The following is a 25,373-nucleotide window of genomic DNA, read 5'->3' on the forward strand; positions in this document are numbered from 1 at the left end:
GCAAGAGCGGAGGGGAAACACCTGTACCCATTCCGAACACAGAAGTTAAGCCCTCCAGCGCCGATGGTACTGCACTGGCAACGGTGCGGGAGAGTAGGCCGCTGCCGGATGCTTTTTTATGTACATCGCTTGACTGTGTTAGATTTTATGGTATAATATAGGTAAAATCGCATTTCATGCGAAGGTGCAATGGCGTGCCTTTGCCAGTATGACGCGGGCAACGACGCCCGCGGCAGGAGTGTTATGGTATGTACTTATATACCCTCCTGTCGCGGGCGTTTTTGTTTAGGGCTCTGTGGCCATGATAGAGGCCTTTGAAAGGGCTATAGAAGAGCCGCTAGAGCGCCGGGAAAAACCATATGGAACTGAACTGCCTGGACTATAGGAACAGGTCAAAATTTGAAGAGGGGAGAGGGAAACATGAGCTTTAGTACCGGTATCAACTCTACGGCGGCAACGGGCACAAGGAACAGGACGCCCAACAGCGTCTGTTCATTCAGCGGCCTCTGTGTGACCTGTATTGAAGGCTGCACGGGGTTATGTGAGGTTGGCCGCTCAGCAGTCAGGGGACGGGAGGTTATATACCCCAAACCCTACGGGAAAATCACGACGGCGTCTCAAAAGGATTACCCGATCGACTTCTCGCATTTCAACATCCTCGGGACCGCGGTGGGTGCCCAGGGTGCCGAGGCGGATAGCGATAAGGCGACATTCCCTGCAGTGGACGTGGAACAGCTGGTTGGGGGCTCCCCAGCATCGGGCGGGGACGCCATAAAGCTCCGGTTGCCGGTGATCATCTCCGCGCTTGGCTCGACGCAAGTGGCCAGGGATAACTGGGAGGGGCTCGCGATAGGGGCTGCCATCTCCGGCACGATCCTGACAATAGGGGAAAACGTGTGTGCGATGGATCCCGAGGCCGAGTTCAAGAACGGCCAGGTTGTCAGGTCCCGAGATATGGAGCGACGGGTGAAGCTCTATAAGGACTGGCATGATGGCTACGGGACAATAGTTGTACAGGCTAACGTCGAGGATACGAGGCTGGGCGTGCTTGAGTATGCCATCGAGGAGCTTGGTGTCGATACCGTCGAGATAAAGTGGGGGCAGGGCGCAAAGGACATCGGCGGCGAGGTCAAGCTTTCGTCCCTTGAAGATGCCCTGAAGATGAAATCCAGGGGTTACATAGTCATGCCGGACCCTGAAGACCCCGAGGTCGAGCGTGCTTACAGGCAGGGGGCGTTCCGGGAGTTTGAGCGCCATTCTAGGATCGGTATGGTGGATCGTGAGTCGTTTATCTCCAGGGTTGAGCAGCTCAGGAGGGCCGGGGCCAAACACATCTTCTTAAAGACCGGAGCCTACCGGCCTTCGGACCTGGCGCGCGCCCTCAGGTATGCCTCAGATGCCCAAATCGACCTCGTAACGGTTGATGGGGCGGGCGGCGGGACTGGGATGAGCCCGTGGCGCATGATGAACGAGTGGGGGATACCGACTGTCTTCCTTGAGGCCCTAGTGGTGGATTACATGGACCGGCTCAATGGAAAGGGCGCATACCTGCCTGATATTGCTATTGGCGGTGGGTTTGCCCTCGAGGACCAGGTGTTTAAGGGACTTGCGCTTGGGGCTCCCTATGTGAAGGCCATCGGTATGAGCCGGGCCCCGATCACGGCGGTCATGGTCGGGAAGACCATTTCAGGGCTCATCCAGGACGGGAAGCTGCCACCGGATCTCGCAGGATACGGTGGAGACGTCGAGCAGGTTTTCGCCAGCGCCCACCTGCTGCGCAAGAAATATGGTGAGGCCTTCGAGAACATCCCCGCATCAGCGGTGGCGCTCTTCTCCTATTTCGACCGCTTGTCATATGGCCTGCGCCAGTTCATGTGCGGTGCGAGGAAGTTTGCCCTGGGGTATATAACCAGGGACGACCTGGTGGCCTTGACCGAGGAGGCGTCCAGGTTGACGGGTATCCCGTACGTCACCGAGCTCGATCGCGAGGAGGCTTACAGCATTCTCGAGGGCGAGGGGAGCGAACGGATGGTGGGAGTTGCTTAAATCTGTGTATCAAGGTCTGCCGGACGGCGGGAGAAGCGCCGCCCGATGCGAACTCGATGCTAACTTTAAATTCTACTCTATCTTACACTCCATCTTACTCCGGCGCCGGAGCCTTGTGCGCGAGCGCCGGAGCATTTTTTGACCGCCGGGCGTATTTGGGGTATTATATAGAAAAGCACGGAAAGATTCGGGAAGGTGGTCATATGGACATCGCTGAAAGAAAGGAAATACTGAAACGCGCCAGAGAGCTGGATGTCAAGTTCATACGCCTCCAGTTTACGGACATCCTCGGCGTGCTCAAGAACGTGGCGATCACTGTTGACAGGCTGGAGGAGGCGCTTGATGGAGAGGTTGCATTTGACGGCTCCTCTATAGAAGGCTTCGTCCGGGTGGAGGAGTCGGACATGCTCCTGATGCCTGATCTCTCGACGTTTGCGCTCTTCCCCTGGAGGCCCCGGGATGGCTCGGTTGCGCGATTGATCTGTGACATCTACAACCCTGACGGCACGCCCTTTGCCGGCTGCCCGCGCGCGGCATTGAGACGGGTCCTGGACGGGGCTCAAAAAGCCGGATACGAGGTGCATATAGGGGTTGAGGGGGAGTTCTTTCTTTTCCATACTGATGAGGCCGGCAACCCCACCACCACAACTCACGACAAGGGGAGCTATTTCGACCTGACCCCTGTTGACCTCGGGGAGAATGCCCGGCGCGATATGGTTTTGACCCTTGATGAAATGGGGATCAGGGTCCAGGCATCCCACCACGAGGTCGCCCCGGGGCAGCATGAGATTGCGTTCAGGCATGACGAAGCGTTGAGGACCGCAGATAACATTGTGACATTCCGTTATGTGGTGCGTGCCATAGCCCAGCGCCACGGCCTATACGCGAGCTTCATGCCAAAGCCGATTTACGGTGTCGGCGGCTCGGGCCTGCACCTGAGCCACTCGATCTTTTGCGATGGACAGAATATCTTCTTCGACCCGAATGGGAAATATAGGCTCAGCGAATCGGCGTTCCATTATATTGGTGGGCTGCTCAGCCACAGCCCCGCTTTGACTGCCATCACAAATCCCACGGTGAATTCTTACAAACGCCTGGTCCCGGGCTTTGAAGCCCCCAGCTATATAGCATGGTCCTTCCAGAACAGGAGCCCCCTGGTTAGAATCCCATTCCAGCGGGGGAAGGCCACTAGAATAGAGCTACGCAGCCCCGACCCGACGTGTAACCCCTATCTCGCGATCGCCGCGTCCATAAAAGCTGGCCTCGACGGGATCGGACGCCGGATCGAGCCGCCCGAACCTATTCAGGGCAGCACTTACGGATTAACAGAGGAGGAGCGGCAGCGGCTCAACCTGAGACGCCTCCCGCGCAACCTTATGGAGGCCCTGGGGGAGCTATCGCGCGACGAGGTAATAAAATCTACGCTCGGCGATCACATCTATAACAAGTTTGTCCAGGCGAAATGCGTGGAATGGGAGGATTATTCCACGAAGATTCATCAATGGGAGCTGGATGAATACCTGGCGAAGTTTTAGGGCTTGAGATGAGACGCACCGAAGAGATGAAAACCTTCCGGGCCGGGGTGTAAGATGCGCCGAAGAGAAGTATTCATAGCTGACAAGAGCGCCTCGTCGCGCCAGAGGTTGAGGAGGATCCTCACTGAGGCAGGGTATGCGGTTGTGGGAGAGGCGGCGGACGGGTCTAGCGCCCTTCGAGGCATCAGAAGCCTCGAGCCTGAGGTGGTGGTGCTGGATTCGGAGCTCCCTGCCCTCAACGGGTTTGAAGTTGCCAGGATTGTTGAGGAGGACCATCTCGCTCCCGTCGTGCTCATAGCCTCCCAGACGAGCTGGGAGTTTGTGGAGAAGGCCAAGGAATCCTCTGTTTCCGCCTATCTTGTGCGCCCCGTCAGCGAGCGAGACCTGATACCCGCGATCGAGCTGGCCATCGTCAATTACGAGCGGAGGAGCAGGCTCCAGGATAAGATCAGGGAGCTGGAGGAGAGCCTCGAATCTCGCAAGGTAATCGAGAGGGCCAAGGGTGTGTTGATGAAAACGATGGGCCTGTCCGAGGGCGAAGCCTACCGGCTCATCCAGAAACAGGCCATGGATAAGTCGACCTCGATGCGCGCGATTGCTGAGGCCATACTCCTCACTTATGAAATCAAGAAGAAGGGGCGGGGTGGTTGAGCATCCCGGCGGGCGTCCTGATGAATGCCCTGCCGGCCACCCTCGCCACATCCTCCAGCTCCGAAAGGACGCGTTCGAGGCCCTCCATGTCCAGGGACTGCGCCCCGTCGGATAGTGCTTCATCGGGGTGGATATGGGCTTCTATCAAAAGCCCGTCCGCGCCTGCGACTACAGCGGCCTTCGCCATGGGGGGCACCAAGTCCCGCCTGCCCGTCCCGTGGCTTGGATCGACGATCACGGGAAGATGGCTCAGCTGTTTGACAAGGGCCACGGCAGAGAGGTCCAGCGTGTTGCGGGTGTATAGCTCGAAGGTCCGGATGCCGCGCTCGCACAGGATCACGTTGGGGTTTCCCTCAACCATGATGTATTCGGCGGCCATCAACCACTCCTCGATGGTTGCCGAGAGCCCGCGCTTCAGGACCACCGGCTTGCCGAGCCTACCGAGCGCCTTGAGCAATTTGAAGTTTTGCATATTCCTGGTGCCTACCTGCATTATATCTGTGTAGCTGCTTACCAGTTCAACATCTTGCGCGTCGAGCACCTCGGTGACGATTTTAAGCCCGGTCTCCTTCTTCGCCTCAGCTAGCAGCCTGAGCCCCTCCTCCTCAAGGCCCTGGAATGAGTATGGCGAGGTCCTTGGCTTGTATGCTCCGCCCCTCAGTATCTTGCACCCTATGGATTTGATAGCGCAGGCGGTTTCCAGGAGCTGCTCCCGGCTCTCCACGGCGCATGGGCCCGCAATTACCGCGATCTCCGGCCCGCCGATCTCGACCCCGTCAACGTTGATGATGGTGTTTTCAGGCTTCGCCTCCCGGCTTGCAAGCTTAAAGGGGCGCAGGATCGGGATCGCCCTCTCCACCCCGGGCATCAGCTCTATAAATTTCAGGTTCAGGTGACGCTTATCGCCTATAGCCCCGATCACGCGCTTATCCGTGCCGTGGATCACCTGGGTGCGAAAACCGAGCTCATGTAGCTTGTCTTCAACCTCTTTGATCTGCTCCTCAGTTGCACCTGATTTCATGACAACTATCATCGCCTAACAACCCCCTTTGAGAGTCGGAAAAAAACAAAAACCTTCTCGCCTCAAGGACGAGAAGGTAATCTCGCGGTACCACCTTGATTGGCTGCACCAGCCTGCATCTCTGCTATCGCTCATTCGTCGTTCGAAGTACGGGGCAGATTCCCATCTACCCGATACCTGCTCCCCCGTAACGGCGGGAGATCCGTCCTGACCTACTTGCCCGGCCTGCCTTTACGAACGCGCACCGGCCAGGCGTTCAGCTGGAAGCTCGAGGGCGAACTTCAATCGCGTTCCCGTCATCGTGCTCGCACCTTGCCACGACTCTCTTCGACGGGCCCCGCGACCTACTTTTCCCCGTCACAGCCTTTCCCGACTCTACTTGCTTTTCACGGATCTACTCCTGTAGAACATTCCTGTATTTATGATGCCAATTTTGTTTAACATAACTTTAGCATATATCGCCCTGCTGGCAAAGGGCGGAACCAGCGCGCGAAGGATCGCAATCTGCGCCAGTCGTAGGGATTAGAGCAGATTACGGGGTTTCCCATGGTATTGTGCAGTTTTTCTAGCAGTTTTTCTAATAGTGCGTGGCGGTAGCGCGGGGTCGTAGCGGGCGAAAACGTCACGGGCGAAAAGGCAAGGCGAAAAGGCAAAAAAGAAGGCTGATGATGATCGGATCGGGGGAGCACCGACCATGCTGACTAGAAGGGAATTCATCAAGCTCTGCATCGCCGGGATCGCTGCCATGAGCCTCTCGGACCTCATCATACCCGAGCTGGCCCGGGCGTTTCAGACCCCCGGCGGCAGGCCTATGGTGATATGGCTGGAAGCGATGACCTGCGCCGGGGATTTCATGTCATTTTTGAATGCACTACGCCCCGACCTCCAGGAGCTTCTCTTCAAGACCATCGACCTGCGCTACAGCAACACCCTGATGACGGGCGAGGGCCGGGTGGCCATCACTGAGCTCGAGAGCATCGCCGGCAGGAGGAGGGGTGAATATATCCTGATAGTTGAGGGCACTGTGCCGACCATGGACGGCGGGACCTACGGCCTGATCGGGCACCACCCTGACGGCCGGCCTTTTACCCACCTGGAGGCCGTTCGCCTGCTGGGCGGGGGCGCCAGGCACCTGATCTCAGCCGGGACATGCGCGTCATTTGGCGGACCCTACGCGGCAAACCCAAACCCGTCGGGGTCGAAACCCGTGAGCGCGGTCCTGGAGCGGCGACTGGTGAGGGAGCGACTGGTGAACGTGCCGGGTTGCCCGATTCATCCCGACTGGCTTGTCGGTACACTATCCCACTTGCTCCTCTACGGCATTCCGGATATGGACGAACATCGGAGGCCGCGTTTGTTCTACGGGTCCCTGATCCATGACCGCTGCCCGCGCCGCCAGCACTTTGATGATGGGGAGTTTGCCGCGCAGCCCGGGGATAAGGAATGCCTCTACACGATAGGGTGCAAGGGCCCTGTCACTTTTGCCGATTGTCCGGTAAGAAAGTGGAACAGCGGTCATATGAACTGGCCGGTGGGGGCAAATACACCGTGTATAGGTTGTGTAAGTCCGGGCTTTCCTGATAGGACATCGCCTTTCTTTGCCCACCTCCCGGATATTCATATCCCGGGCGTTAAGAGGACGGCGGATAAGATCGGCACTGCGGTTGGGGTCGCGGCCGCCGCGGGAATAGGTGCCCACGCTGTGGCGAGCGCCATCACGGGGAGGCTTTCGAAGAACCTTATGGAAGGGACCGAGGGGAAGCCAGCCGCGATTAGCGGTGCGGCCAGGGCCGCCGTGCCCCAGAAACCCCCGGGGGGTGCAGGGGGTGCAGGGGACGCTAGTGCTGACGCCCCCGGCTCCAGTCCTGGTCCCGGTCCCGGCCACGCCCCCGGGAGGGTGCCCCGCGGCATTCGTGGCATTCTCAGGAGGCTTCTCGCGCGAGTGCGGATCAAACGAGGGGAAACCAGGAGGTAGGGAGGTAGAGTGGCTGCGATATGGGCGAGCGAGTTACGATAAGCCCGGTAACGAGGCTGAACGGCTTCTGGAGAATCGATGTCCAGATAGAGAACGGGGTCGTCAGGGATGCGTGGAGCAGCGGGATTTTCTTCAGGGGGTTCGAGCTTATCCTGGAGGGGCGTGAACCGAGGGATGCCATATATCTCACGGAGCGCATCTGCGGGATTTGCTCGTCGGCCCACGGCATGGCGTCGTCGCGCGCCCTGGAGGATGCCTGCGGGGTGGAGGCGCCCCGGAACGGGGTGCTCATGCGTAGCCTCATCTTCGCCGCGGACATGCTCCAAAATCACATTAGGCACTTTTACCTGCTAGCTGTCCCTGATTTCGTGGAGGGACCCGATATGCCGCCCTTCCTGCCGCGGTATAACGTTGATTTCAGGCTTTCAAAGAATGCCACCGAGCGAATCATGGCGAATTACCTGGAGAGCCTGAAGCTAACCCGGGAGTTCCTGGAGATGCAGGCTAACCTGGGTGGCAAGGCGCCTCACACCCATGGGATTCTGGCGGGGGGCGCACCGGTCGCGCCCGACGCAGATAAGATCAGGTACAGCCTCTCGGTGGTGGATAGGGCCAGGAGATTCATCATGGAGAAATATATCCCGGATGTGTATGCCATAGGCGAGGCCTATCCAGACTACTACAAGATCGGCAGAGGTCACGGGAATTTCCTGGCCTACGACCAGTTCCCTCAGGCTCAGCCGGATGGCGGACCGGTTCACAAGGGCGGTGTCATGATCGATGGCAGGGTTGAGGGCCTCGATCTCGAGACCATAACAGAACATGTGAAATTCTCTTGGTTTTCACCGGAAGACGGGCCACGCAAGCCGGGGGTCGGGTCAACCCACCCCGATGTCAGGAAGGTTGAGGCCTACTCCTGGGTAAAGGCGCCGCGGTATAATGGGAGGGCGGTTGAGACAGGCCCCCTGGCTGCCCAGTGGATCGCAAGGGGCTACAGGCGAGGGATATCCGTCATGGACAGGCACGTGGCCAGGGCCCTGATGACGAAAGAGGTGGCCGAGCTGATGCGCGAGTGGCTGCTCTCGCTCGAGCCTGGTAAGCCGGTCTTCGAGTCGTACGATATACCTGCTGAGGCCGAGGGGGTTGGCACGGTCGATGCGTTCAGGGGCGGGCTCGGGCACTGGGTGAGAATCGAGGGGCAGCGGATAGCTAGGTACCAGATCGTCACGCCCTCCGCCTGGAATTGCTCGCCCCGGGATGACTCGGGGCAGCGGGGGGCCGTTGAGGAGGCGTTGGCCGGCACGCCTGTTGAGAATCCCAGGGCTCCTGTTGAGGTAGGCCGCGTCATCAGGTCGTTCGACCCGTGCCTCGCGTGTGCGGCTCATGTTATCCGCGATGATGGTTCGTCCGAGGATATCAGGGTGAGTTGACATGCTCGCTGATGTATTCGGAGACATGCAACATGCATACACGGAGATGCTCATACTTCAGGGCAATTACAACGGCATTTGGGGGCGGCGGAGGTGACTAGGATGCAAAGGGGCCAGAAGACAAGGATGCGAGGACGAGGCCCGAGCCTGCAAGAATCAAGAAACCTGCAAGAATCAGGAAACCTACAGGAACTAGGAACACCGGGGGGGCGGACGCTCGAGACGGTGCTACTCAACCCGGTGCCCGTGAGGGTCTTTCATTGGGTATTTGCCGCCTGTATAATCGTTCTCCTCGTCACGGGTTTTTACATCTCACGGCCGGTCGGCTCTTTATGGTCCTCTTTGGCTTTCATGGACATGAATCTTGCCAGGCTGCTTCACTCGGCTGCGGCCTTTGTCGCCATCGGCGCCGTGATTGTCCGGGTTTATTGGGCCTTTTTCTCAGGGGACTACAGGGAGTTCCTGCTTTCGCGCCAGGATATCAGGGACCTTGGAGGCTTCGCCCGGTATTACCTTTTCCTCTCGGATCATATGCCCTCGAGGGGGAAATATAATGTCGGGCAGAAGGCGACTTATGGGAGCTGGCTTGTGGTCTTTGCCTTTCAGGTTATATCGGGCCTTATATTGCGATCACCATACAGCCTGGTGCGGGCTGCAGGGCTGCTCGGTGGGTTAGAGGTTGTGAGATTGCTGCATTTTGGCGCCGCAGTCTGGTTTCTGGCCACTGTGCTGGTGCATATATACCTCGCGTTGACGGAGGACCCGGGGCGGCTTCAGGCGATGGTTACGGGGTATGTGCGCGTCCCGGTGGCGGCGGTGCCAGCGGAATCCCTGGTCGAGGGGGGCGCCGCTATGGACGAGAGCGAATATAAGTAGGGGGTGAAGAGTGAACGATGTTTCCGGGCATAGGCGTTCCTGAGCTTGTGCTGATCCTGGTTATTGCGCTCATCATATTCGGGCCCGGTAGGCTGCCGGAGATAGGCAGGGCCCTCGGGCAGGCCATCCGCTCGTTTAAGGGCGCAATGAATGATATCGAGAGGGTTATTGATGAGGAGGGTGGAGTGGGCCGGGGGAAGCCGCAAGAGCCACAAGACGCGGCGAAGGTTGCACATGAGGATCACACATGATGAGAAGCTCGCGCATGATGAGAATGAACAGGAAGAAGCTCGCACATGATGTCTGCGAGCTTATAGGGGATGATGTCATCATCAGGCCGGACTATCGGGGAATTGCGTGATGAATTGGGCGATGAATTGCGCGATGTGCCTGACGATCTCCGGCAGCGCACGTTGCAGCTCATCTGATAGGCCGATGCCGTAATCGATTATGGCAGGCTCTATTCCAAAAATAGCGGCCGGGCACAGGGTGCCCAGCTGCCTTGCGTGCCAGAGAAGCTGGGGGAGGCCGATATCGTGGGCTGAGGTCACCGGGAACTCGGACGCCTCCTGCTGCATCTGCGTCCTACATCGCGCTCCATATCGTATTTCGCGTTGCGCTACGCGTTGCGTCGTACATTGTATAGCACGTCGTATTCCGCGCGGCATCATACGCCCGGGGGATGGCGGCATCTGGGGCGCCTGGGGCACCTGGGGCCCCAGGATATCCCCGGCATCCAGCTGGTAAACCGATCCGGGCCTCCCGCCCCTGATCATCGCATCTACGATGATCAGGTGGCGTGCACTGTTCACAACGGGAAGGAGGTCGAGCCCCGCGACGCCTGCCTCGACAAACGCCACGTCGCCGATGGGGCCGGCGAGCGAGTGTTTCGCGAGCTCCCTGACCACCCATACGCCGGCCCCATCGTCTTTCAGTAAGATATTCCCTATGCCCATGACTACCAACTGCCCGGCCGCCCGTTGCCATCGCGCCCCGCCGACAGCGCCACTGAGATGGCGGCTGATATTAGTATCGGCATTTTGCGTCTCCATTGGAATCCTCCGGGAGGGGTATGACTCGAGACGCCACGGAGAGTACAAACCTTGGATCGGTGCGCTCTTTCGTAGCATAACTATATAATTTACGCCTCTATATTGCAATATGTGGTGCAACGCTAATCTATGTGGTGTAATGTATAATTAAAGCCTTGTGAGCGGGGCTTCCCCCTGCAAGATCACTCCGGGGCCCTGGGGGCACCACGGTACCACACTTCTTGCACCACACTTCTTGCTGACTTTCGTCGAGATTTATGTTACAATACCTCTAGCGCTTGTCCAGTGAAGAGATAGTGGAAGGCGAGAAGCCTCGGATTCCGGAGGATGGGATCGTATTGAGGAGGATATTTTCAGCGATCTTGCGCGTTTCACCGCGGGTTCTACTCCTATGTTCCATTCTTGGGCTGGCCCTTGCTCTACTGAGCGGTTGCGGCTTGTGGCCTGCCCGATCGGGACAGGGCGGTGCCCACCAGTCCATCACCCTTGCGGGGTCCACATCAGTCCAGCCCTTTGCCGAGCTCCTGGCGGATGAGTTTATGAAGGAGCGCCCGGGCTTGATCGTGAATGTCCAGGGCGGCGGGTCGAGCGCCGGCGCCAGGGCAGCCCTCACGGGCGTCGCCCAGATCGGCATGTTATCGCGGGAGCTCGAAGGCGAGGAGAAATCCCTGAACCGCATAGTCATCGCCCGGGATGCGATAGCGATTGTCGTGCACCCATCCAATCCCATTGGTGACCTCAGCGTGGCCCAGGTCCGGGCCATTTTCGCCGGTGACGTTACAGACTGGTCGCAGGTCGGGGGGCCAGGTCGCGAGATCCATGTCATTAGCCGTGAGGAGGGGTCGGGGACCCGCGGTTCCTTTGATGAGATGATCATGAGGGGCGCCGAGGTGACGCCCGGAGCTGTCGTCCAGGATTCGAACGGGGCCGTGCGCGAGACCGTGGCTGGTGACCCTTCGGCGATAGGTTATCTGTCGCTGGGGCTCGTGGACGCGAGGGTAAAGGGCGTCAAAATCTCGGGGGTAGCCCCGACCGTTGAGAACGTGGAGAAAGGGACCTATCACATAGTAAGGCCTTTCCTTTTTACGACGCGGGGTCGTCCAAGCGCGGTAGCTCAGGAATTCATAGACTTCGCCCTGAGCAAGACCGGTCAGAGGCACCTGGCAGCTGAAGGCCTGGTCCCAGTTGTTCCCATGGATTCTATCGATTGACACACGCCGATGATATATGACACGCTGGCGATATGATACACCGGTGATATGATGCTGATACGGATGCTGGTGCGCCGGTGATACGTCGGTGATGCTCCGATCGATACCCTTTTGATTGTTTAATGGGGGAGTCTGGTGGTCCGGTGCGTTACAAGGAAGCGATTATCGAGAAGCTGTTGGTCGTGGTCGCACTCTCAGCTATAGCCGTGCTCGGCCTCATCATCCTCTTTATTTTCAAGGAGGGTTCGCCCCTAATGGCCAGGGTTGGCTTGATCCGTTTCATCGCCGGTGCGAAGTGGGCGCCAAGCCGCGGTATATTTGGCATCCTCCCGATGATCTGGGGGTCTATATGGGTGACGGCCGGGGCGCTCGCCATAGGGGTCCCCCTGGGTCTCGCCTGCGCGATCTTCCTCGCCGAGATGGCGTCCGGCAGGGTCAGCGCGATTTTAAAGCCGGCGGTCGAGCTCCTGGCGGGCATCCCCTCGGTGGTCTATGGCTTTATAGGCCTTGTCGTCCTGGTCCCATTCATCAGGAAATGGCTTGGCGGGCCAGGTTTCTCAGTGCTCGCGGCTGCGATCGTGCTCGGGATAATGATCCTCCCGACCATCATAAGCATATCCTTTGATGCCTTCAAGGCGGTGCCAGCCGCGTACAGGGATGGGATGCTGGCCCTCGGCGCCACAAGGTGGCAGGCCATACGGATGGTTATCCTGCCTGCTGCGAGACCGGGGATTGTTGCCGCGGTGATCCTGGGGATGGGGCGGGCTGTGGGGGAGACCATGGCGGTGATAATGGTCGCCGGGAATGCCACGAAGATACCTTCATCCATCCTGGCTCCGGTGAGGACCCTGACCAGTAATATAGCCCTCGAGATGGGCTATGCGGCGGGGGAGCACAGGGAGGCGCTCTTTGCCACGGGCATAGTTCTCTTTATCGTTATTGCTCTCTTGAATCTTGCGGCGCGCCTGTTCGCAACGGGCGGGAGGGTCTCGCGGTGATGAACGCAGTTCCAGTTGTGCCAGTTACAGTTATGCTAGTTATGAGAGATGAAAATATGAGAGATGGAAATATGAAAGAAAGATAGAGATATGATGAGAGATATGAAAGGTGAAGATAGAAAAAAAGATGAAAACGAGGGGAAGAAGGTCAACCAGCATGTCGTAAACGCTAGGGCCACAGCCCTCTTCGCGGGCGCGACTGCGCTAACAGTCGGTCTCTTGATATTTATAATCGCCTATATTCTGAGCCGGGGGTTCCATATGATAACTCCCGCCTTCCTTTTCGAGACCCCGCGTCAGATGGGGCGGGCCGGCGGCATCTATCCCGCCATAATCGGGACTATCCTCGTGACCGGGATCGCGGTTATCATAGCGGCCCCGGTCGGCGTCGCGACTGCGATCTACCTTACGGAATATACACGGGAGAGCTGGTTGCCGCGAATCGTGCGTTTCGGCACGGAGAACCTGGCGGGCATACCGTCGATCATCTTTGGGCTGTTCGGCTTTCTTTTCTTTGTGATCTATCTCGACCTGGGCTGGTCCATACTGTCCGGCGCCCTCACCCTCTCGGCGATGATCCTCCCAACCATAGTCCGGACCTCGGAGGAGGCCATCAAGGCTGTACCCAATGCCTACCGGGAGATAAGCTACGCCCTTGGCTCGACTCGGTGGCAGACTGTAACCGGGGTCATTCTCCCCACCGCGCTCCCGGGCATAGTGACAGGGGTAGTGTTGGCCATCGGGAGGAGCATCGGTGAAACGGCCGCGGTGATATTTACGGCCGGGGCCTCATTGAGGCTGCCCGAATCGCTCCTGGACCCCGTCCGGACGCTCCCCGTCCACTTCTATATCCTCGCCCGCGAGGGGATATCCATGGATAACGCTTACGGGACGGCTGCGGTGTTGATACTCCTGATCCTCGCCATAAATATCGCGGCTTACTCCATCATGAACCGCTTCGTCGCGAGAAGCAGGTAGGAATTGGGTAGGCAGGTAGGATCATAAATACGAGGTCGAGGGGTAGATGGTATTCATGATAGACGATGGGATGATGGGCTCTCCCGAGGTCAAGATCCTGGCGAGGGATTTCAAGTTTTATTACGGCCAGCACTGCGCCTTGAAGGGGATCAATCTCGAGATCCAGCGCAACAAGCTCCTGACAATCATGGGGCCGTCCGGGAGCGGCAAGACAACATTCCTCCGGGCCCTGAACCGTCTCAACGACCTGGTGCCCGGGACGAGGGCCGAGGGCAAGCTCGCAATCGATGCGGTGGATGTCTACAGCCGCGGCGTTGATGTAGCCGACCTGCGGAGGCGGGTAGGGATGGTCTTCGCGCTGCCGGTTGTCCTGCCCATGAGCATATTTGATAACGTGGCTTACGGGCCGCGGAAGCGTGGGATCCGAAACAGGCGAAGGCTTATGGAGATCGCGGAAAAGGCGCTCCGCGATGCCATCCTGTGGGATGAGGTCAAAGACAGGCTGGGGGATCACGCGAGCAGGCTCTCCGGCGGGCAGCAGCAGAGGCTTTCCATCGCCCGCGTCCTCGCCGTGGAACCGGAGATCATCCTATTGGACGAGCCCACATCGGGGCTTGACCCCCTTTCAACGCTCAAGATTGAGGAACTGCTGTGGGAGCTTGTGAAGTCATATACCGTGGTGCTTGTAACCCACAATCCCCTCCAGAGCGCCAGGGTGGGCGGTGAGATAGCATTCTTTCTCATGGGGGAGCTTGTCGAGCGGGGTCCCGCCTCTGATATCTTCACCCACCCGAGGGATAAGAGGACCGAGGACTATGTCTCGGGGAAATTTGGGTGATCATCTGTAACTTCGTTAATCATCTATTTATTATGTGTGTTATCATTTATGCTATCGTTTATGTTATCATCCATGAGGTTTTTATCATTTATGGCTTTTGCGATTTTGTCCTGTAACTTTGTTTAAGGGGAATATTTGGCGATGCCTGGCAATAAACGCGCTGACAAGATAGAGATCAAGGACCTGAACCTTTACTACGGGCCGGTTCACGCCCTGAAGGGGATCACCGTCGGCTTTTCCCAGAATGCAATCACGGCCCTCATCGGGCCGTCGGGATGCGGCAAGTCGACCCTGCTAAGATGCTTGAATCGTATGAATGACGTTATCGAGAATGTAAAAATAGAAGGTATGGTCACGCTTGATGGAGAAGATATATACGCGCCCGGTGTGGATGTGACGCGCTTGCGGAAACGCGTCGGTATGGTTTTCCAGCGGCCGGTTGCCTTTCCAATCTCAATCTATGAGAATGTGGCGTGTGCTGCGCGCGTTCATGGCATCAACGATAAGAGGAGGCTCGACCCTATAGTGGAGGAAAGCCTCCAGCGGGTGGGATTATGGGATGAGGTCAAGGATAGGCTTGGAAGCTCAGCGCTCAATCTATCTCTGGGGCAGCAGCAACAGCTGTGTGTCGCCAGGGTTATCGCCACAGGCCCCGAGGTCATCCTGCTCGATGAGCCGTGTTCGGCGCTGGATCCTGCTTCCACCCTGAAAATCGAGGATTTGATGCGGGAGCTAGAAAAACGCTATACGGTGATCATAGTCACTCATAGCATGCAGCAGGCGGCGAGGGCATCAGATTACACGGTATTTATGCTCGCGGGAGAGATCATAGAATATGGAGTAACGGATGATGTATTCACCTCGCCGAGGGATGGTAGGACTGAAAGCTACGTCACTGGAAGGTTGGGTTGACAGGTTAACCTGGCGGAGAAAGCCTAATATGTGGCAGGGGTGGCAGCCTCATATCAGACTCATATTTATAATATTTATATAAAACCCTGTTAGAAAAGACCCTGTTAGAATTATATGGTGGACTTGGAGGTGTTTCAGGTGGTAACCCCCAGGAAGAAGTTCGATGCCGAGCTCAACGAGCTTGACCAGTCCCTGCTTCGTATGGGCACGATAGCTGAGGAGATGTTGACCAAGGCGCTCGTCGCCCTTGCAAACAGGGATGTTGCGCTTGCGGACGAGACGATAGGGATGGACGATAGCGTGGATGCCCTGAACTTCGATATCGAGAGCACGTGTATAAGGCTCATCGCCACCCAGCAGCCCGCGGCCCGGGACCTGCGGATGATATTCGCGGCCATAAAGATATCCGGGGATGTGGAGCGAGTCGCTGACTATGTGGTTGATATAGCCAAGACGGCCAAGCGGCTTGCCGACCGCCCGCTCTTCAAACCGCTCGTGGACATCCCGAAGCTGCAGAGCATAGTGAAGCAGATGCTCCACGAGACGATGGACGCGTTTGTAAGCAGAGATCTTACGCTGGTTCACAAGATGATCGATGACGATGACCAGGTGGATCACCTTTATCGCAGCTTGTATGACGAGCTTGTCGATTTCATGAAGAAGGACCCGTCGGTTGTGGACCAGGCAGTCCAGCTGCTCCTCATCTCGCGTTACCTCGAGCGGATCGCCGACCACATCACCAATATCGGCGAGCGCGTCTTCTACGTAGAAACGGGCGAGCTCAAGGAGCTCCATACGTGATGTATATCATCTGATACATGTATATCTGATGCATCTTCGACCTCGAGCTTTACTCGGGCTTCGGGAGAAGGCTCGGGAAATGCGGCGGCTGATGCGGCCGATGCGGCCCGGGTTGCGGTGAGAATATGGAAAGAGTGGTACGGGAAGGGTTGTAATAGAAATCATGAAGGCGAAGGAACCTTGCATCGAATGTTCGGTGAACCAGGCTATCCGTGCGCTGGAGCAGGTTAACCATCATTCAGAGGGCTTGACGGAGGAACTGAAGCAGGAGGTGATCAGGAAGACGCGGGAGGAGCTGGAGAGGCTTGCGCTGGATGCCACGACTCCGGCCGAGGTCTCCACGATAGCGGTCAAGACGGCGTGCGAGCTCATCGGGAACGCTGACCCGTATGCAGCTGAAAAGGAGAGGTATAATCGGCTCGCGCTGGAGATGGCGCCGAGCCTCGAGGCCCTGATTGACAGGTCCGGTGACCCGTTGATGACGGCCATCCTCCTCTCCATAGCGGGCAATATCATCGATCTCGGAATCATAGCCGATATAGACCTGGAGGAGACGGTGGAGAGCGTCCTCAGGATGGGGCTTGCCATAAGCCACTATGAGGAGTTCACCCGGCAGCTCAGCCGGTCCGGGACCCTGCTTTTCCTCGCTGACAATGCGGGGGAGATCGTGTTTGACAAGTTTCTCTTGAGAAAGTTCAGGGAGCGCGGCATCGACGTGACTTTCGCTGTCAAAGGCGGGCCGATCGCCAACGACGCATGTGTCGATGATGCAAAGATGGTGGGGATCGACGAGCTGGCCAGGGTCATAACGATAGGAGCTGATCGGCTCGGAATACCGCTCGATCGCTGCTCGGAGGCTTTTCTTGAGGAGTTCAACAAGGCGGATATGGTGATATCGAAGGGCCAGGCGAATTTCGAATCCCTGGATGAGCTCAGGGACCGGGATAATCTCTTCTTCCTGTTGACGGCCAAGTGTGACATGGTCGCGCAGCGCCTGGGAGTGGAGCCGAGATCGGTCGTGCTCGTCAGGTGCGGTCAAATATAGCCTATAGCCGGGCGTGGCTTCCTTATGCTTGCGCTCCATCTGGTTTGTGTTCCATCTGGCGACATGCTGGCGACATGGCGCTCAGGCGGTGCTTCAGCGCTTCAGGTGGTGTTTGACTGAGGGTGGCTCAAATTCATGAGTGGGAGGGAGAGGACGTGACTTCTCGAGAGAGGGTTAAAAAAACGCTGAACCATGAGGAGCCGGACAGGGTCGCGGTTGATATCGGGAGCACAGCGGTGACGGGGATATCAGCAAGCGCGCTCGCGCGCCTGCGAAAGGCGCTCGGGCTCGAAGATCGCATCGTAAAGGTTCATGAGCCTTTCCAGATACTCGGCTTCGTCGAGGATGATGTCCTGAAGGCCCTGGGGGCTGATGTCGTCGGCCTGTGGTCGCCATCCACCATGTTTGGCTATAGAAATGAGAATTGGAAGCCGTGGCGCCTCTTCGATGGGACCGATGTCCTCGTGGGCGAGGGGTTCGTCTTGAGCGAGGACAGCGAGGGGAATTTCTACATCCACCCCGGAGGGGATGCGTCCGTCCCCCCAAGTGGGAAGCTCCCTAAGGGTGGCTTCTATTTCGACAACATCGTGAGGCAGGAGCCTGTAGATGAATCCAGGCTGGATGGCAGGAAAGACTACGGAGATCAGTTCAAGGTGTTCTCGGATGAGGAATGCAGCTACTATGATGCGGAGTCGCGGAGGCTTTACGAGGAGACCGATTTTGGGATAATAGGGAATTTCGGGGGCGCGAGCCTGGGGGATGTTGCTCTCCTCCCGGGGCCCTCGCTGGCCCATCCAAAGGGGATAAGGGACCCGCAGGAATGGTATATTGCCCATATAACTCACCCGGAGTATATAAAGGACGTATTCGCCGTGCAGACCGAGGTTGCGTTGAAGAACCTCGAGCTTTACAGGCAGGCGGTGGGCGACAGGATAGAGGCCATCTTTGTGAGCGGGACTGATTTCGGGACCCAGAGGAGCGAATTCATATCGCCGGATTTCTACAGGGAGTTCTATAAGCCGTTTCACAAGCAGCTAAATGACTGGATTCACAAGCATACACCGTGGAAGACCTTTTTCCATACGTGCGGCTCGGTGGTGAACCTGCTGGATGATTTGGTGGATGCCGGCGTGGATATCCTGAACCCGGTCCAGTGTTCCGCCGCCGGGATGGACTCCAAATATTTGAAGGAAAAATACGGTAAGAAGCTCGTATTCTGGGGCGGGGGTATAGATACGCAGCGGACCCTGCCGTTCGGCACATCTGATGAGGTAAAAGAACAGGCGCTCGAGAGGCTCAGAATATTCGCCCCGGGCGGAGGGTATATATTTAACGCCATACATAACATCCAGCAGCCCACCCCCGTCGAGAATATCCTGGCGATGTTCGAGGCTGTAGAAGAATATAACAAATAACATGCTAACGTATGAGAATCTATTAAAATCAAGACCGGTACCCGGTCAAAATTAGACCCGGTGCCAGGTCAGAATTGAACCCGTGCTTTCCCAAAACTGGTCAGAATTCGACCGGTCTCCCTGGCTGACCGGGTCAAAATTTAGTCGGTTTCCTTGGCCGACCCGGTCAGAACTTGACCGGTCTCCCCCGTCAGAGCGGTAAATAGTTTGCTCGCCCAGGTGATGGGCGATTTAAGAGGAACTCTCCGCGGAGTGGCGAAATTATATTATTCGGTGATTATCGGAGATATGTTTGAAAGCCGTAAAATTACGCGATGGAGGTATGAGCACAATGAAGCAGATTACACTGGGAGTCATAGTTGGCAACCGGGGCTTTTTCCCTGGTCATCTTTGCGACTCTGGCCGGAAGGAGATTTTGAGTATTCTGGCAGAGGAAGGGATCAAGGCCATAGCCCTCTCGCCCGAGGATACGAAGTTCGGCAGCGTGGAGTCCCTGAGTGACGCGAGGAAGTGCGCGGACCTCTTCAAGGCCCACAAGGAGGAGATCGACGGGATCTTGGTCACCCTCCCGAACTTCGGGGATGAACGGGCAGTCGCCAATACGATTAGATTCTCAGGCCTCGGCGTCCCCGTGCTTGTCCACGCCTTCCCTGATGAGGTCGGGAAGATGACGGTCGAGAACCGGCGAGATAGCTTCTGCGGCAAGATGTCGGTATGCAACAACTTGAACCAGTATGGCATCCCATTCTCCCTGACCCGGCTGCATACAGTAGCCCCCTCGTCGCAGAGCTTCAGGGAGGACTTGCGATGGTTTACCGCTGTTTGCCGCACTGTAAACAGCCTCAGGGGCCTGCGCATCGGGGCTATCGGGACGCGGCCCGCGGCCTTCAACACCGTGAGGTACAGCGAGAAGCTGCTCGAGGCAGCGGGGATAAGCGTCGAACCGATCGACCTCTCCGAGATCCTCGGCCGGGCGACGCGCCTTGCGGACGGGGACGCGGCCGTCAAGGAGAAGCTCGATGCCCTTCGCGCCTATATCGATACGAGCAGGGTTGGAAATGAGGGCCTGATCAAGATGGCCAAGTTTGCCGCTGTGGTTGACAGGTGGATGAAGGAAAATGAGCTTGCGGCCACCACAGTGCAGTGCTGGACCTCCATTGAGGAGTTTTTCGGCGTTGTCCCGTGCGCCGTCATGAGCATGATGAGCGAGGCTCTGTTGCCGAGCGCATGTGAGGTTGACGTGCCAGGCCTCATCGGTATGTACGCGCTACAACAGGCGTCAGGAAAGCCGAGCGCTCTTGTGGACTGGAATAATAACTACGGCGATGACCCTGACAAGGCCGTTGTCTTTCACTGCAGCAACCTTCCCAAGAGCGTGTTTGGCGACGCCTATATGGATTACCACCAGATCATCGCCGGCGGGGTCGGCAAGGAGAATGCGTATGGGGCTGTCGTCGGCCGGATCAAGCCAGGCCCGTTCACGTTTGCGCGGGTATCAACGGATGATGAGAATGGAATCATCGCGGCTTATGTCGGCGAAGGGAGATTCACAGACGATCCCCTTGAAACCTTCGGCGGCTACGGCGTGATCGAGATCCCGGGCCTGCAGGACCTCCTCCAGTATATCTGCAATAACGGTTTCGAACACCATGTAGCGGTGAACCTCTCCCAGACGTCCCGCGTGCTCTACGAGGCCATGGACAACTATCTCGGCTGGGATGTCTATGTGCATGAAGGGGATGGAGACTGACGACCTCACTAATGACCTGGGCTGGGCAGAAGATGGGGGCCTACATGGGTGGGTCCCCATCTTCTTATGGCCCATATTCCGTATGTAATGATTCCCAGCCGGATATTGGGGGGATTAGAGGGGCCTTATAGCGGATTCCTTCTACTCGATTATCAAATAGCTAGAGGCATATTGCCATAAGATCAGGGTCATGAGTCATCACTGCACCAGCATCTGGCTCTGATGCTGAGTGGTCATCCCGCGATTACCTACCTCCGGTGTTGGCGGTGCTGGACTATCATCCCGTGATCATTTGCTGCATATCCGAAGTGTCACCGCATGACCACCCACTGAGGGCCACAACCTATCACCTCGTGATCATCCATCGCCTATCCCAGACTATCACCGAGTGACCATCTCTCAAAGGCTACAACCTGTCATCCTATGATTATTTATTTCCTATACCACCTATCATTACATAACATACGGAATATGGGTTATAGATGGCTTTGGGCTGCCATGGCCGGGGAGGGGAGCAGAGTTGATGTGGGGCGAGCATAAGGCAGCATAAATTTCATAGGAGGCTAAAATCATTTTAGCCATGCATACGCCACCCTCTCCATCTGGAGCGGGTGCAATGCCTCCTTCCTAATGATAGCTCCAGGATGATTGGAGGGAATGGGTTGGCATGGCGCCAGTAGTCCGGCTTGGTGACCTCTTGTAGCTTTATCCCTGCCCAGAAATTTTTTTCTTCGAAAGGAAGGAGTTTTGGCCTAAAGGTAGAATAACTATATCAGAAGATAATAAAAGCACTTTGTAAAGTAAAGTGACGCAGAACTTACATATGACATACATATAACCTTATTTGGGATAATGCCCGGCATATTGTAAACCGCAATATGATGTAGGCCAAACTCGTAGGATTATCGATAAAATTATTTTATCCTTATCCTGCGTAGCTTGTCTTCGAGGCCTTTGTGGTATGTGAGAGGGAGAAGTTCGTGAACTTAGATGATAGCGTCTTTGCAGGGAAGAACTTACGGTCGGTCTACCGCGAAAATAGAGCTGCAGTGGTCAATATCGTGCGGCGATACGGGCCGATTTCAAAGCCCGATATCGCGCGAATGACTGGCCTTACCACGGTGAGCGCTACGAACATAATAAGGGATCTTACCAGGTTGGGATTTATAAAGGAGAGGGGCACCGGCAAGTCCGCGAGCGGGAGACGGGCGACACTATATAGTCTCGATGGCGACGGTAAATATAGCATCTGCGTTGATATGAGTGATAGGGAGATTACCGTCGCAGCAGTGGACCTGGCGGGGAGGATAGTTAGTAGTACGAGTTTTCTAGCCAAGCCGGGCGAGAATACCCTCGTGCTCGATTTGATTCATTCTATTGATAGTTTTATAAAGACCAAAATATCGGCGAAGGATCAAGTCTTGGGAATTGGGGTTGCTTTACCGGGAACGATAGACCTGGAGACCGGAACCGTTTTGGTCGCATTACCACTGGGCTGGCATAATGTCCCACTTAAGCTCGTGCTCTCGCAAGCATTCGACTATCCTGTATTTGTCACAGTAGAGACTGAGGCGGCGATCCTGGGAGAGTATTACTTTGGTGAGCAAGCGGATTATAGAAGGCTCGTATACCTTAATGTGGGAACTGGCGTCGGTGCAGGGATACTGATCGATAACAGGATATACAGAGGCGCCCACGGTATAGCCGGTGAGATCGGTCACACCCCTCTAGATCCCAATGGTCCGGAATGTGAGTGCGGTAACCGTGGCTGTCTGGAGCGCCTGGCCTCTATGCGTGCGCTTATAGGCTATGTGGAGGCGATGCTGGATGAGGGCAGGGAAAGTTTCCTCTCCTCCGCAGAACGGGATGAGGAGGGTAAAATCCGGGTCTCGGCTATCCTCCAGGCCGCGCGCCAGGGCGACGAGGTAGCAAGAGAGGCTATTCAAAAGGTTGCCGGATACCTGGCCACCGGCGTGATGATTCTGGCTAGGGTCCTGGATCCGGATGTGATATTCCTCGGCGGTAATATTGTTGAGAAGGGCCAGCCGCTTTTCGAGGAAGTGAAGAAAGCCGTCGAGGATTACCGGCCGCTTCTAGGCGAGAAAGTTATTGTGAAAGTATCGAGCCTTGGCGAATCCGCGAGGCTTCTCGGGACGAGTATCACGGTATTCAAGGCTGCGTTTGAACGCCGTCTAAATCAAAAACCTGTGGCCCAGAGATAGGCATAAAGGCGACGACGGGTCTGATAACGCATGATGCGTTAATGGCCAGCTACGTGGTCGGCCAGCTACATGGTCACGTGGGTAGAAAACGACCATTGACGGCGTGGGCTAATGAGGGTGAATGACGAAGACGTCGGAGGAAGGTATGAATTTGGAGAGCTAACGGGGGTTGACGTTTGATGTGGTTCAACTACTATGATCTTCGCAAAGCAGCGAAGTCAGAAAATATCGATCTCATCTTCCCCGACTGGGATAGTGGAAAGGAGAGGGTTGCCATCTTCTCTCCCCACGACGATGACGCCTTGCTGGGAGCCGGCTATCTTATTCAAGCTGTTGCCGGAAACGGCGGTGAGCCGTTCGTCTTCATCTTCTGCAATGGTAATGCAGGCTACAGCACCCCTGAAGACAGGGGCGTGATTGTTGCAAGAAGGAAGGGCGAAACCAAGTCTGCGTATGCAGAGCTTGGGTTGGGGGCGGGGAATGTAATCAGGCTCGATTATCCTGATTTCAGCGTGCTCCCCAATATAGGATGGATGATGCCCTGGGGCGAGGAAGGAAGCTTTGTTAACATCATTAAGAATCTCCGTAATCTTAAGATTACAAGACTCGTCATACCAAACCGTTACCGGGAGCATATCGACCACGAGTCGGTGGGTCGCATCGGCGCATTCGACGGGCCCCAGGTGGGGGACGAGATCCTGGTGGACTGGGGGAAGCCGGTAAGGATCAAGTCCTTCCTCGAATATGCCGTGTGGGGGGATTTCTCGCCCGAGGATGCACTCGTCGCTGGTGGCGATATCTCCATCCGGGCAAACAGGGCTATAAAGGCGCCTCCACCTGCCGAGGCGAAGGTGGCTGCGGCCCTGAGCAAGTTTGAATCCCAGCAGCGGATAATAAAGGGGCTGCTCGAGGCGAGGAAGGAGCGGCAGTGCAGGGACTCGGGGGACGGGTATATCGAGCTATATATCGATTTCGACCCGAGGCCAACCCTGCGCTATGACCCATACCGGACCTTTATATCAAGCATTGATAATAAATATTGAGATAATCTGCGTTGAGATAGTCTGCTCGGATAGTCTAAAACATCGGAGCCTGAAGCACCAGAGGGGAGTGTTGATCATGTTTCCCGGACGTCTTGATGAGTGGTGTAGAGAGGCGGATCTTATAGCGAAGGTATTGGAGAATGCACCGGATATAGATAAGAATTTCGGCATACAGAGGCCTGAGTTCGAGGCCCGCCAGCGCAAGGTCATCGAGGCTCTGGAGCAGGCTGGCATAGATGCCGCGATAGTCTATTCGGATGAGCACTACGATGGTGATGTCCCCTACCTGGGTGGGAATACGAACATAAGCATCGAGCCTGTGGCGGGGATTATCGGGAAGAACGGGTTCCACATAATGGCGGGGCTTGAAGGGGGTTACATTGCGGAGCAGCTGACGCCCCGGTCCGGAGCCAGGGTCCACAAGGTGGAGATGCTTAAACTTGCGGATGAGGATTATCCCATCGATGCGGAGCGGGTGGAAGACGTCATCGAGGAGGCGGCGAGCGGGAGGCCCCGGAGGATAGGGCTTCTCACGCCTAGGGCTGTCCTTCCCGTTAGCATTTATAGCTTCCTTGTCGATTATATGGGGTCGGCCGAAAAGGTGGTAGATGCTCAAGAGATCTACTACAGGATAAAATATGAGAAATCTGACGCTGAGATGAAGCTCATCGAGGACGCGAGCAAGATAGCTGATGTGATGGTAAGGGGTATGCTCGCCGTGTTGAAGCCGGGGATGCTCGAAACCCAGGTTGCAGCCTGGGGATATGCGATAGCGCGCGAGCTAGGGGCCGAGGAGCTGGGCTTTGATGTGATGGTGACAGCAAATGAGGCCAATAGGACCCTCATTGGCAAGGCGTTGAACCGGAGGATAAACGAGGGGGATTATGTGCATATAGGCGTTGCACCCAAGAGGGACGGGCTCACTGCCTGCGAACGAGTCTCAGTTGTGGCCGTCAGCGACCCGTCACAAGTTACGGCCGAGCAGAGGTACTGGTTTGATTTTGTTGAGGAAGCCTTCAGGGTAGGTCTGGAGGCATATAAGAAGGTGGCTGAGGAAAACCTCCCGGCGCGGCTTCAGGAGCAGGCTCTGGTGGACTATTTCGCGAGCCGCGCAGATGAGGTTTCGGCGAGAATAGGTCGGAAGATCGACCTAACCAAGCAGAAGCCCTATACCGGAACACACAATGCGGGCTACACGGAGTGCCAGGAGTTTTATGGGGCCATCACGCTCAACTCTAATGAGCCCCTGGGTCACCAGATCGTAACCATGCTCGACGTCGCGATCCGGGGGATCGGAAACCGCTGGGACGATGTCATAATACCGGGGTTGGACTACCTGGTGGTCGAGAAGACGCTCGGCAAATTTGGGAGGACCGTGCGGGTCTTGAACGAGCTTCCAGTAAACGTCCAGCACCTGGTGGGAAACGCGGGCTGAATACCATCAACAGTCTGAGTTAGCTACTTGGAGATGGCCTCTGATCATGGCTTAATTAAAATTAATGTTGTTCATTGAGTGAACTGAACAATTAAATAGATCGAGTAGATGAGATAAGTAAATCGAGTCGACGAAATAT

At 56.5% G+C, this 25,373-nt stretch carries 21 protein-coding genes, 1 rRNA gene and 1 other annotated feature; of the genes, 20 read left to right on the top strand and 2 right to left on the bottom strand.

Annotation, left to right across the window (positions count from 1 at the left end; all coding sequences use genetic code 11):
• From rrf to HPY71_13360, 4 genes are all read left to right on the top strand, one after another.
• Positions 1 to 110: ribosomal RNA gene (rrf, locus tag HPY71_13345) — 5S ribosomal RNA — on the top strand; the annotation flags it as partial.
• Between the two features lie 310 nt (positions 111 to 420).
• Entirely contained in the window at positions 421 to 2,046 is a 1,626-nt protein-coding gene (locus tag HPY71_13350) for an FMN-binding glutamate synthase family protein (protein NPV54478.1), read from the top strand.
• Positions 2,047 to 2,249: 203 nt separating this feature from the next.
• Entirely contained in the window at positions 2,250 to 3,581 is a 1,332-nt protein-coding gene (gene glnA, locus HPY71_13355; protein NPV54479.1) for a type I glutamate--ammonia ligase, read from the top strand.
• A 54-nt stretch (positions 3,582 to 3,635) separates the two neighbouring features.
• Positions 3,636 to 4,232 (top strand): ANTAR domain-containing protein, encoded by a 597-nt coding sequence (locus tag HPY71_13360; protein NPV54480.1) that lies wholly within the window; start codon positions 3,636 to 3,638, stop codon positions 4,230 to 4,232.
• Here the strand turns inward: HPY71_13360 and aroF are convergent.
• A complete protein-coding gene (gene aroF / locus HPY71_13365) occupies positions 4,207 to 5,265 on the bottom strand; it encodes a 3-deoxy-7-phosphoheptulonate synthase (GenBank protein NPV54481.1) in 1,059 nt (352 codons plus the stop codon). The genes HPY71_13360 and aroF overlap by 26 nt on opposite strands.
• A 49-nt stretch (positions 5,266 to 5,314) precedes the next feature.
• Positions 5,315 to 5,623 (bottom strand) — a binding site (T-box leader).
• Positions 5,624 to 5,947: 324 nt separating this feature from the next.
• On the opposite strand from aroF, the gene HPY71_13370 reads away from it, so the two are divergent.
• The 4 genes from HPY71_13370 to tatA all read left to right on the top strand — a co-directional run bounded on the left by HPY71_13370 (position 5,948) and on the right by tatA (position 9,785).
• Positions 5,948 to 7,228, top strand: coding sequence for a hydrogenase small subunit (locus HPY71_13370; protein NPV54482.1), 1,281 nt, complete (start codon positions 5,948 to 5,950; stop codon positions 7,226 to 7,228).
• Positions 7,229 to 7,248: 20 nt separating this feature from the next.
• On the top strand, positions 7,249 to 8,658 hold the full coding sequence (locus HPY71_13375) for a hyaluronate lyase (protein ID NPV54483.1): 1,410 nt from the start codon (positions 7,249 to 7,251) through the stop codon (positions 8,656 to 8,658).
• Between the two features lie 93 nt (positions 8,659 to 8,751).
• Positions 8,752 to 9,534, top strand: a complete 783-nt coding sequence (locus HPY71_13380) for a hypothetical protein (GenBank protein ID NPV54484.1) — start codon at positions 8,752 to 8,754, stop codon at positions 9,532 to 9,534.
• Between the two features lie 17 nt (positions 9,535 to 9,551).
• Positions 9,552 to 9,785 carry a twin-arginine translocase TatA/TatE family subunit gene (tatA, locus tag HPY71_13385; protein ID NPV54485.1) on the top strand — a complete coding sequence of 78 codons (234 nt, stop codon included), beginning with the start codon at positions 9,552 to 9,554 and terminating at the stop codon, positions 9,783 to 9,785.
• An 81-nt stretch (positions 9,786 to 9,866) separates the two neighbouring features.
• Here tatA and HPY71_13390 read toward each other — a convergent pair whose 3' ends face one another.
• Positions 9,867 to 10,586, bottom strand: a complete 720-nt coding sequence (locus tag HPY71_13390) for a hydrogenase maturation protease (GenBank protein NPV54486.1) — start codon at positions 10,584 to 10,586, stop codon at positions 9,867 to 9,869.
• A gap of 362 nt (positions 10,587 to 10,948) precedes the next feature.
• Between HPY71_13390 and HPY71_13395 the strand changes: the two genes are divergently transcribed.
• From HPY71_13395 to HPY71_13450, 12 genes are all read left to right on the top strand, one after another.
• Positions 10,949 to 11,797: a phosphate ABC transporter substrate-binding protein gene (locus tag HPY71_13395; GenBank protein NPV54487.1), complete on the top strand. Its 849-nt coding sequence runs from the start codon at positions 10,949 to 10,951 to the stop codon at positions 11,795 to 11,797.
• 122 nt (positions 11,798 to 11,919) lie between these two features.
• Positions 11,920 to 12,795: a phosphate ABC transporter permease subunit PstC gene (pstC, locus tag HPY71_13400; protein NPV54488.1), complete on the top strand. Its 876-nt coding sequence runs from the start codon at positions 11,920 to 11,922 to the stop codon at positions 12,793 to 12,795.
• 102 nt (positions 12,796 to 12,897) lie between these two features.
• Positions 12,898 to 13,773, top strand: coding sequence for a phosphate ABC transporter permease PstA (gene pstA / locus HPY71_13405; protein NPV54489.1), 876 nt, complete (start codon positions 12,898 to 12,900; stop codon positions 13,771 to 13,773).
• 70 nt (positions 13,774 to 13,843) lie between these two features.
• Complete coding sequence (locus tag HPY71_13410) at positions 13,844 to 14,611, top strand: phosphate ABC transporter ATP-binding protein (protein NPV54490.1); 768 nt, start codon at positions 13,844 to 13,846, stop codon at positions 14,609 to 14,611.
• A 141-nt stretch (positions 14,612 to 14,752) separates the two neighbouring features.
• Positions 14,753 to 15,523, top strand: a complete 771-nt coding sequence (gene pstB / locus HPY71_13415) for a phosphate ABC transporter ATP-binding protein (protein ID NPV54491.1) — start codon at positions 14,753 to 14,755, stop codon at positions 15,521 to 15,523.
• 114 nt (positions 15,524 to 15,637) lie between these two features.
• Complete coding sequence (phoU, locus tag HPY71_13420) at positions 15,638 to 16,324, top strand: phosphate signaling complex protein PhoU (protein NPV54492.1); 687 nt, start codon at positions 15,638 to 15,640, stop codon at positions 16,322 to 16,324.
• Between the two features lie 163 nt (positions 16,325 to 16,487).
• Positions 16,488 to 17,369: a DUF89 family protein gene (locus HPY71_13425; protein ID NPV54493.1), complete on the top strand. Its 882-nt coding sequence runs from the start codon at positions 16,488 to 16,490 to the stop codon at positions 17,367 to 17,369.
• A 155-nt stretch (positions 17,370 to 17,524) separates the two neighbouring features.
• Positions 17,525 to 18,784 (top strand): methyltransferase, encoded by a 1,260-nt coding sequence (locus HPY71_13430; protein ID NPV54494.1) that lies wholly within the window; start codon positions 17,525 to 17,527, stop codon positions 18,782 to 18,784.
• A gap of 322 nt (positions 18,785 to 19,106) precedes the next feature.
• Positions 19,107 to 20,534 (top strand): fucose isomerase, encoded by a 1,428-nt coding sequence (locus HPY71_13435; GenBank protein ID NPV54495.1) that lies wholly within the window; start codon positions 19,107 to 19,109, stop codon positions 20,532 to 20,534.
• Between the two features lie 980 nt (positions 20,535 to 21,514).
• Positions 21,515 to 22,756, top strand: a complete 1,242-nt coding sequence (locus tag HPY71_13440; GenBank protein ID NPV54496.1) for an ROK family protein — start codon at positions 21,515 to 21,517, stop codon at positions 22,754 to 22,756.
• A gap of 176 nt (positions 22,757 to 22,932) precedes the next feature.
• Positions 22,933 to 23,799, top strand: a complete 867-nt coding sequence (locus HPY71_13445; GenBank protein NPV54497.1) for a PIG-L family deacetylase — start codon at positions 22,933 to 22,935, stop codon at positions 23,797 to 23,799.
• A gap of 76 nt (positions 23,800 to 23,875) precedes the next feature.
• Complete coding sequence (locus HPY71_13450; GenBank protein ID NPV54498.1) at positions 23,876 to 25,234, top strand: M24 family metallopeptidase; 1,359 nt, start codon at positions 23,876 to 23,878, stop codon at positions 25,232 to 25,234.
• The last annotated feature ends 139 nt before the right edge of the window (positions 25,235 to 25,373 follow it).

This window comes from Bacillota bacterium, assembly GCA_013178125.1.
Lineage (GTDB): Bacteria > Bacillota > SHA-98 > Ch115 > JABLXJ01 > JABLXL01.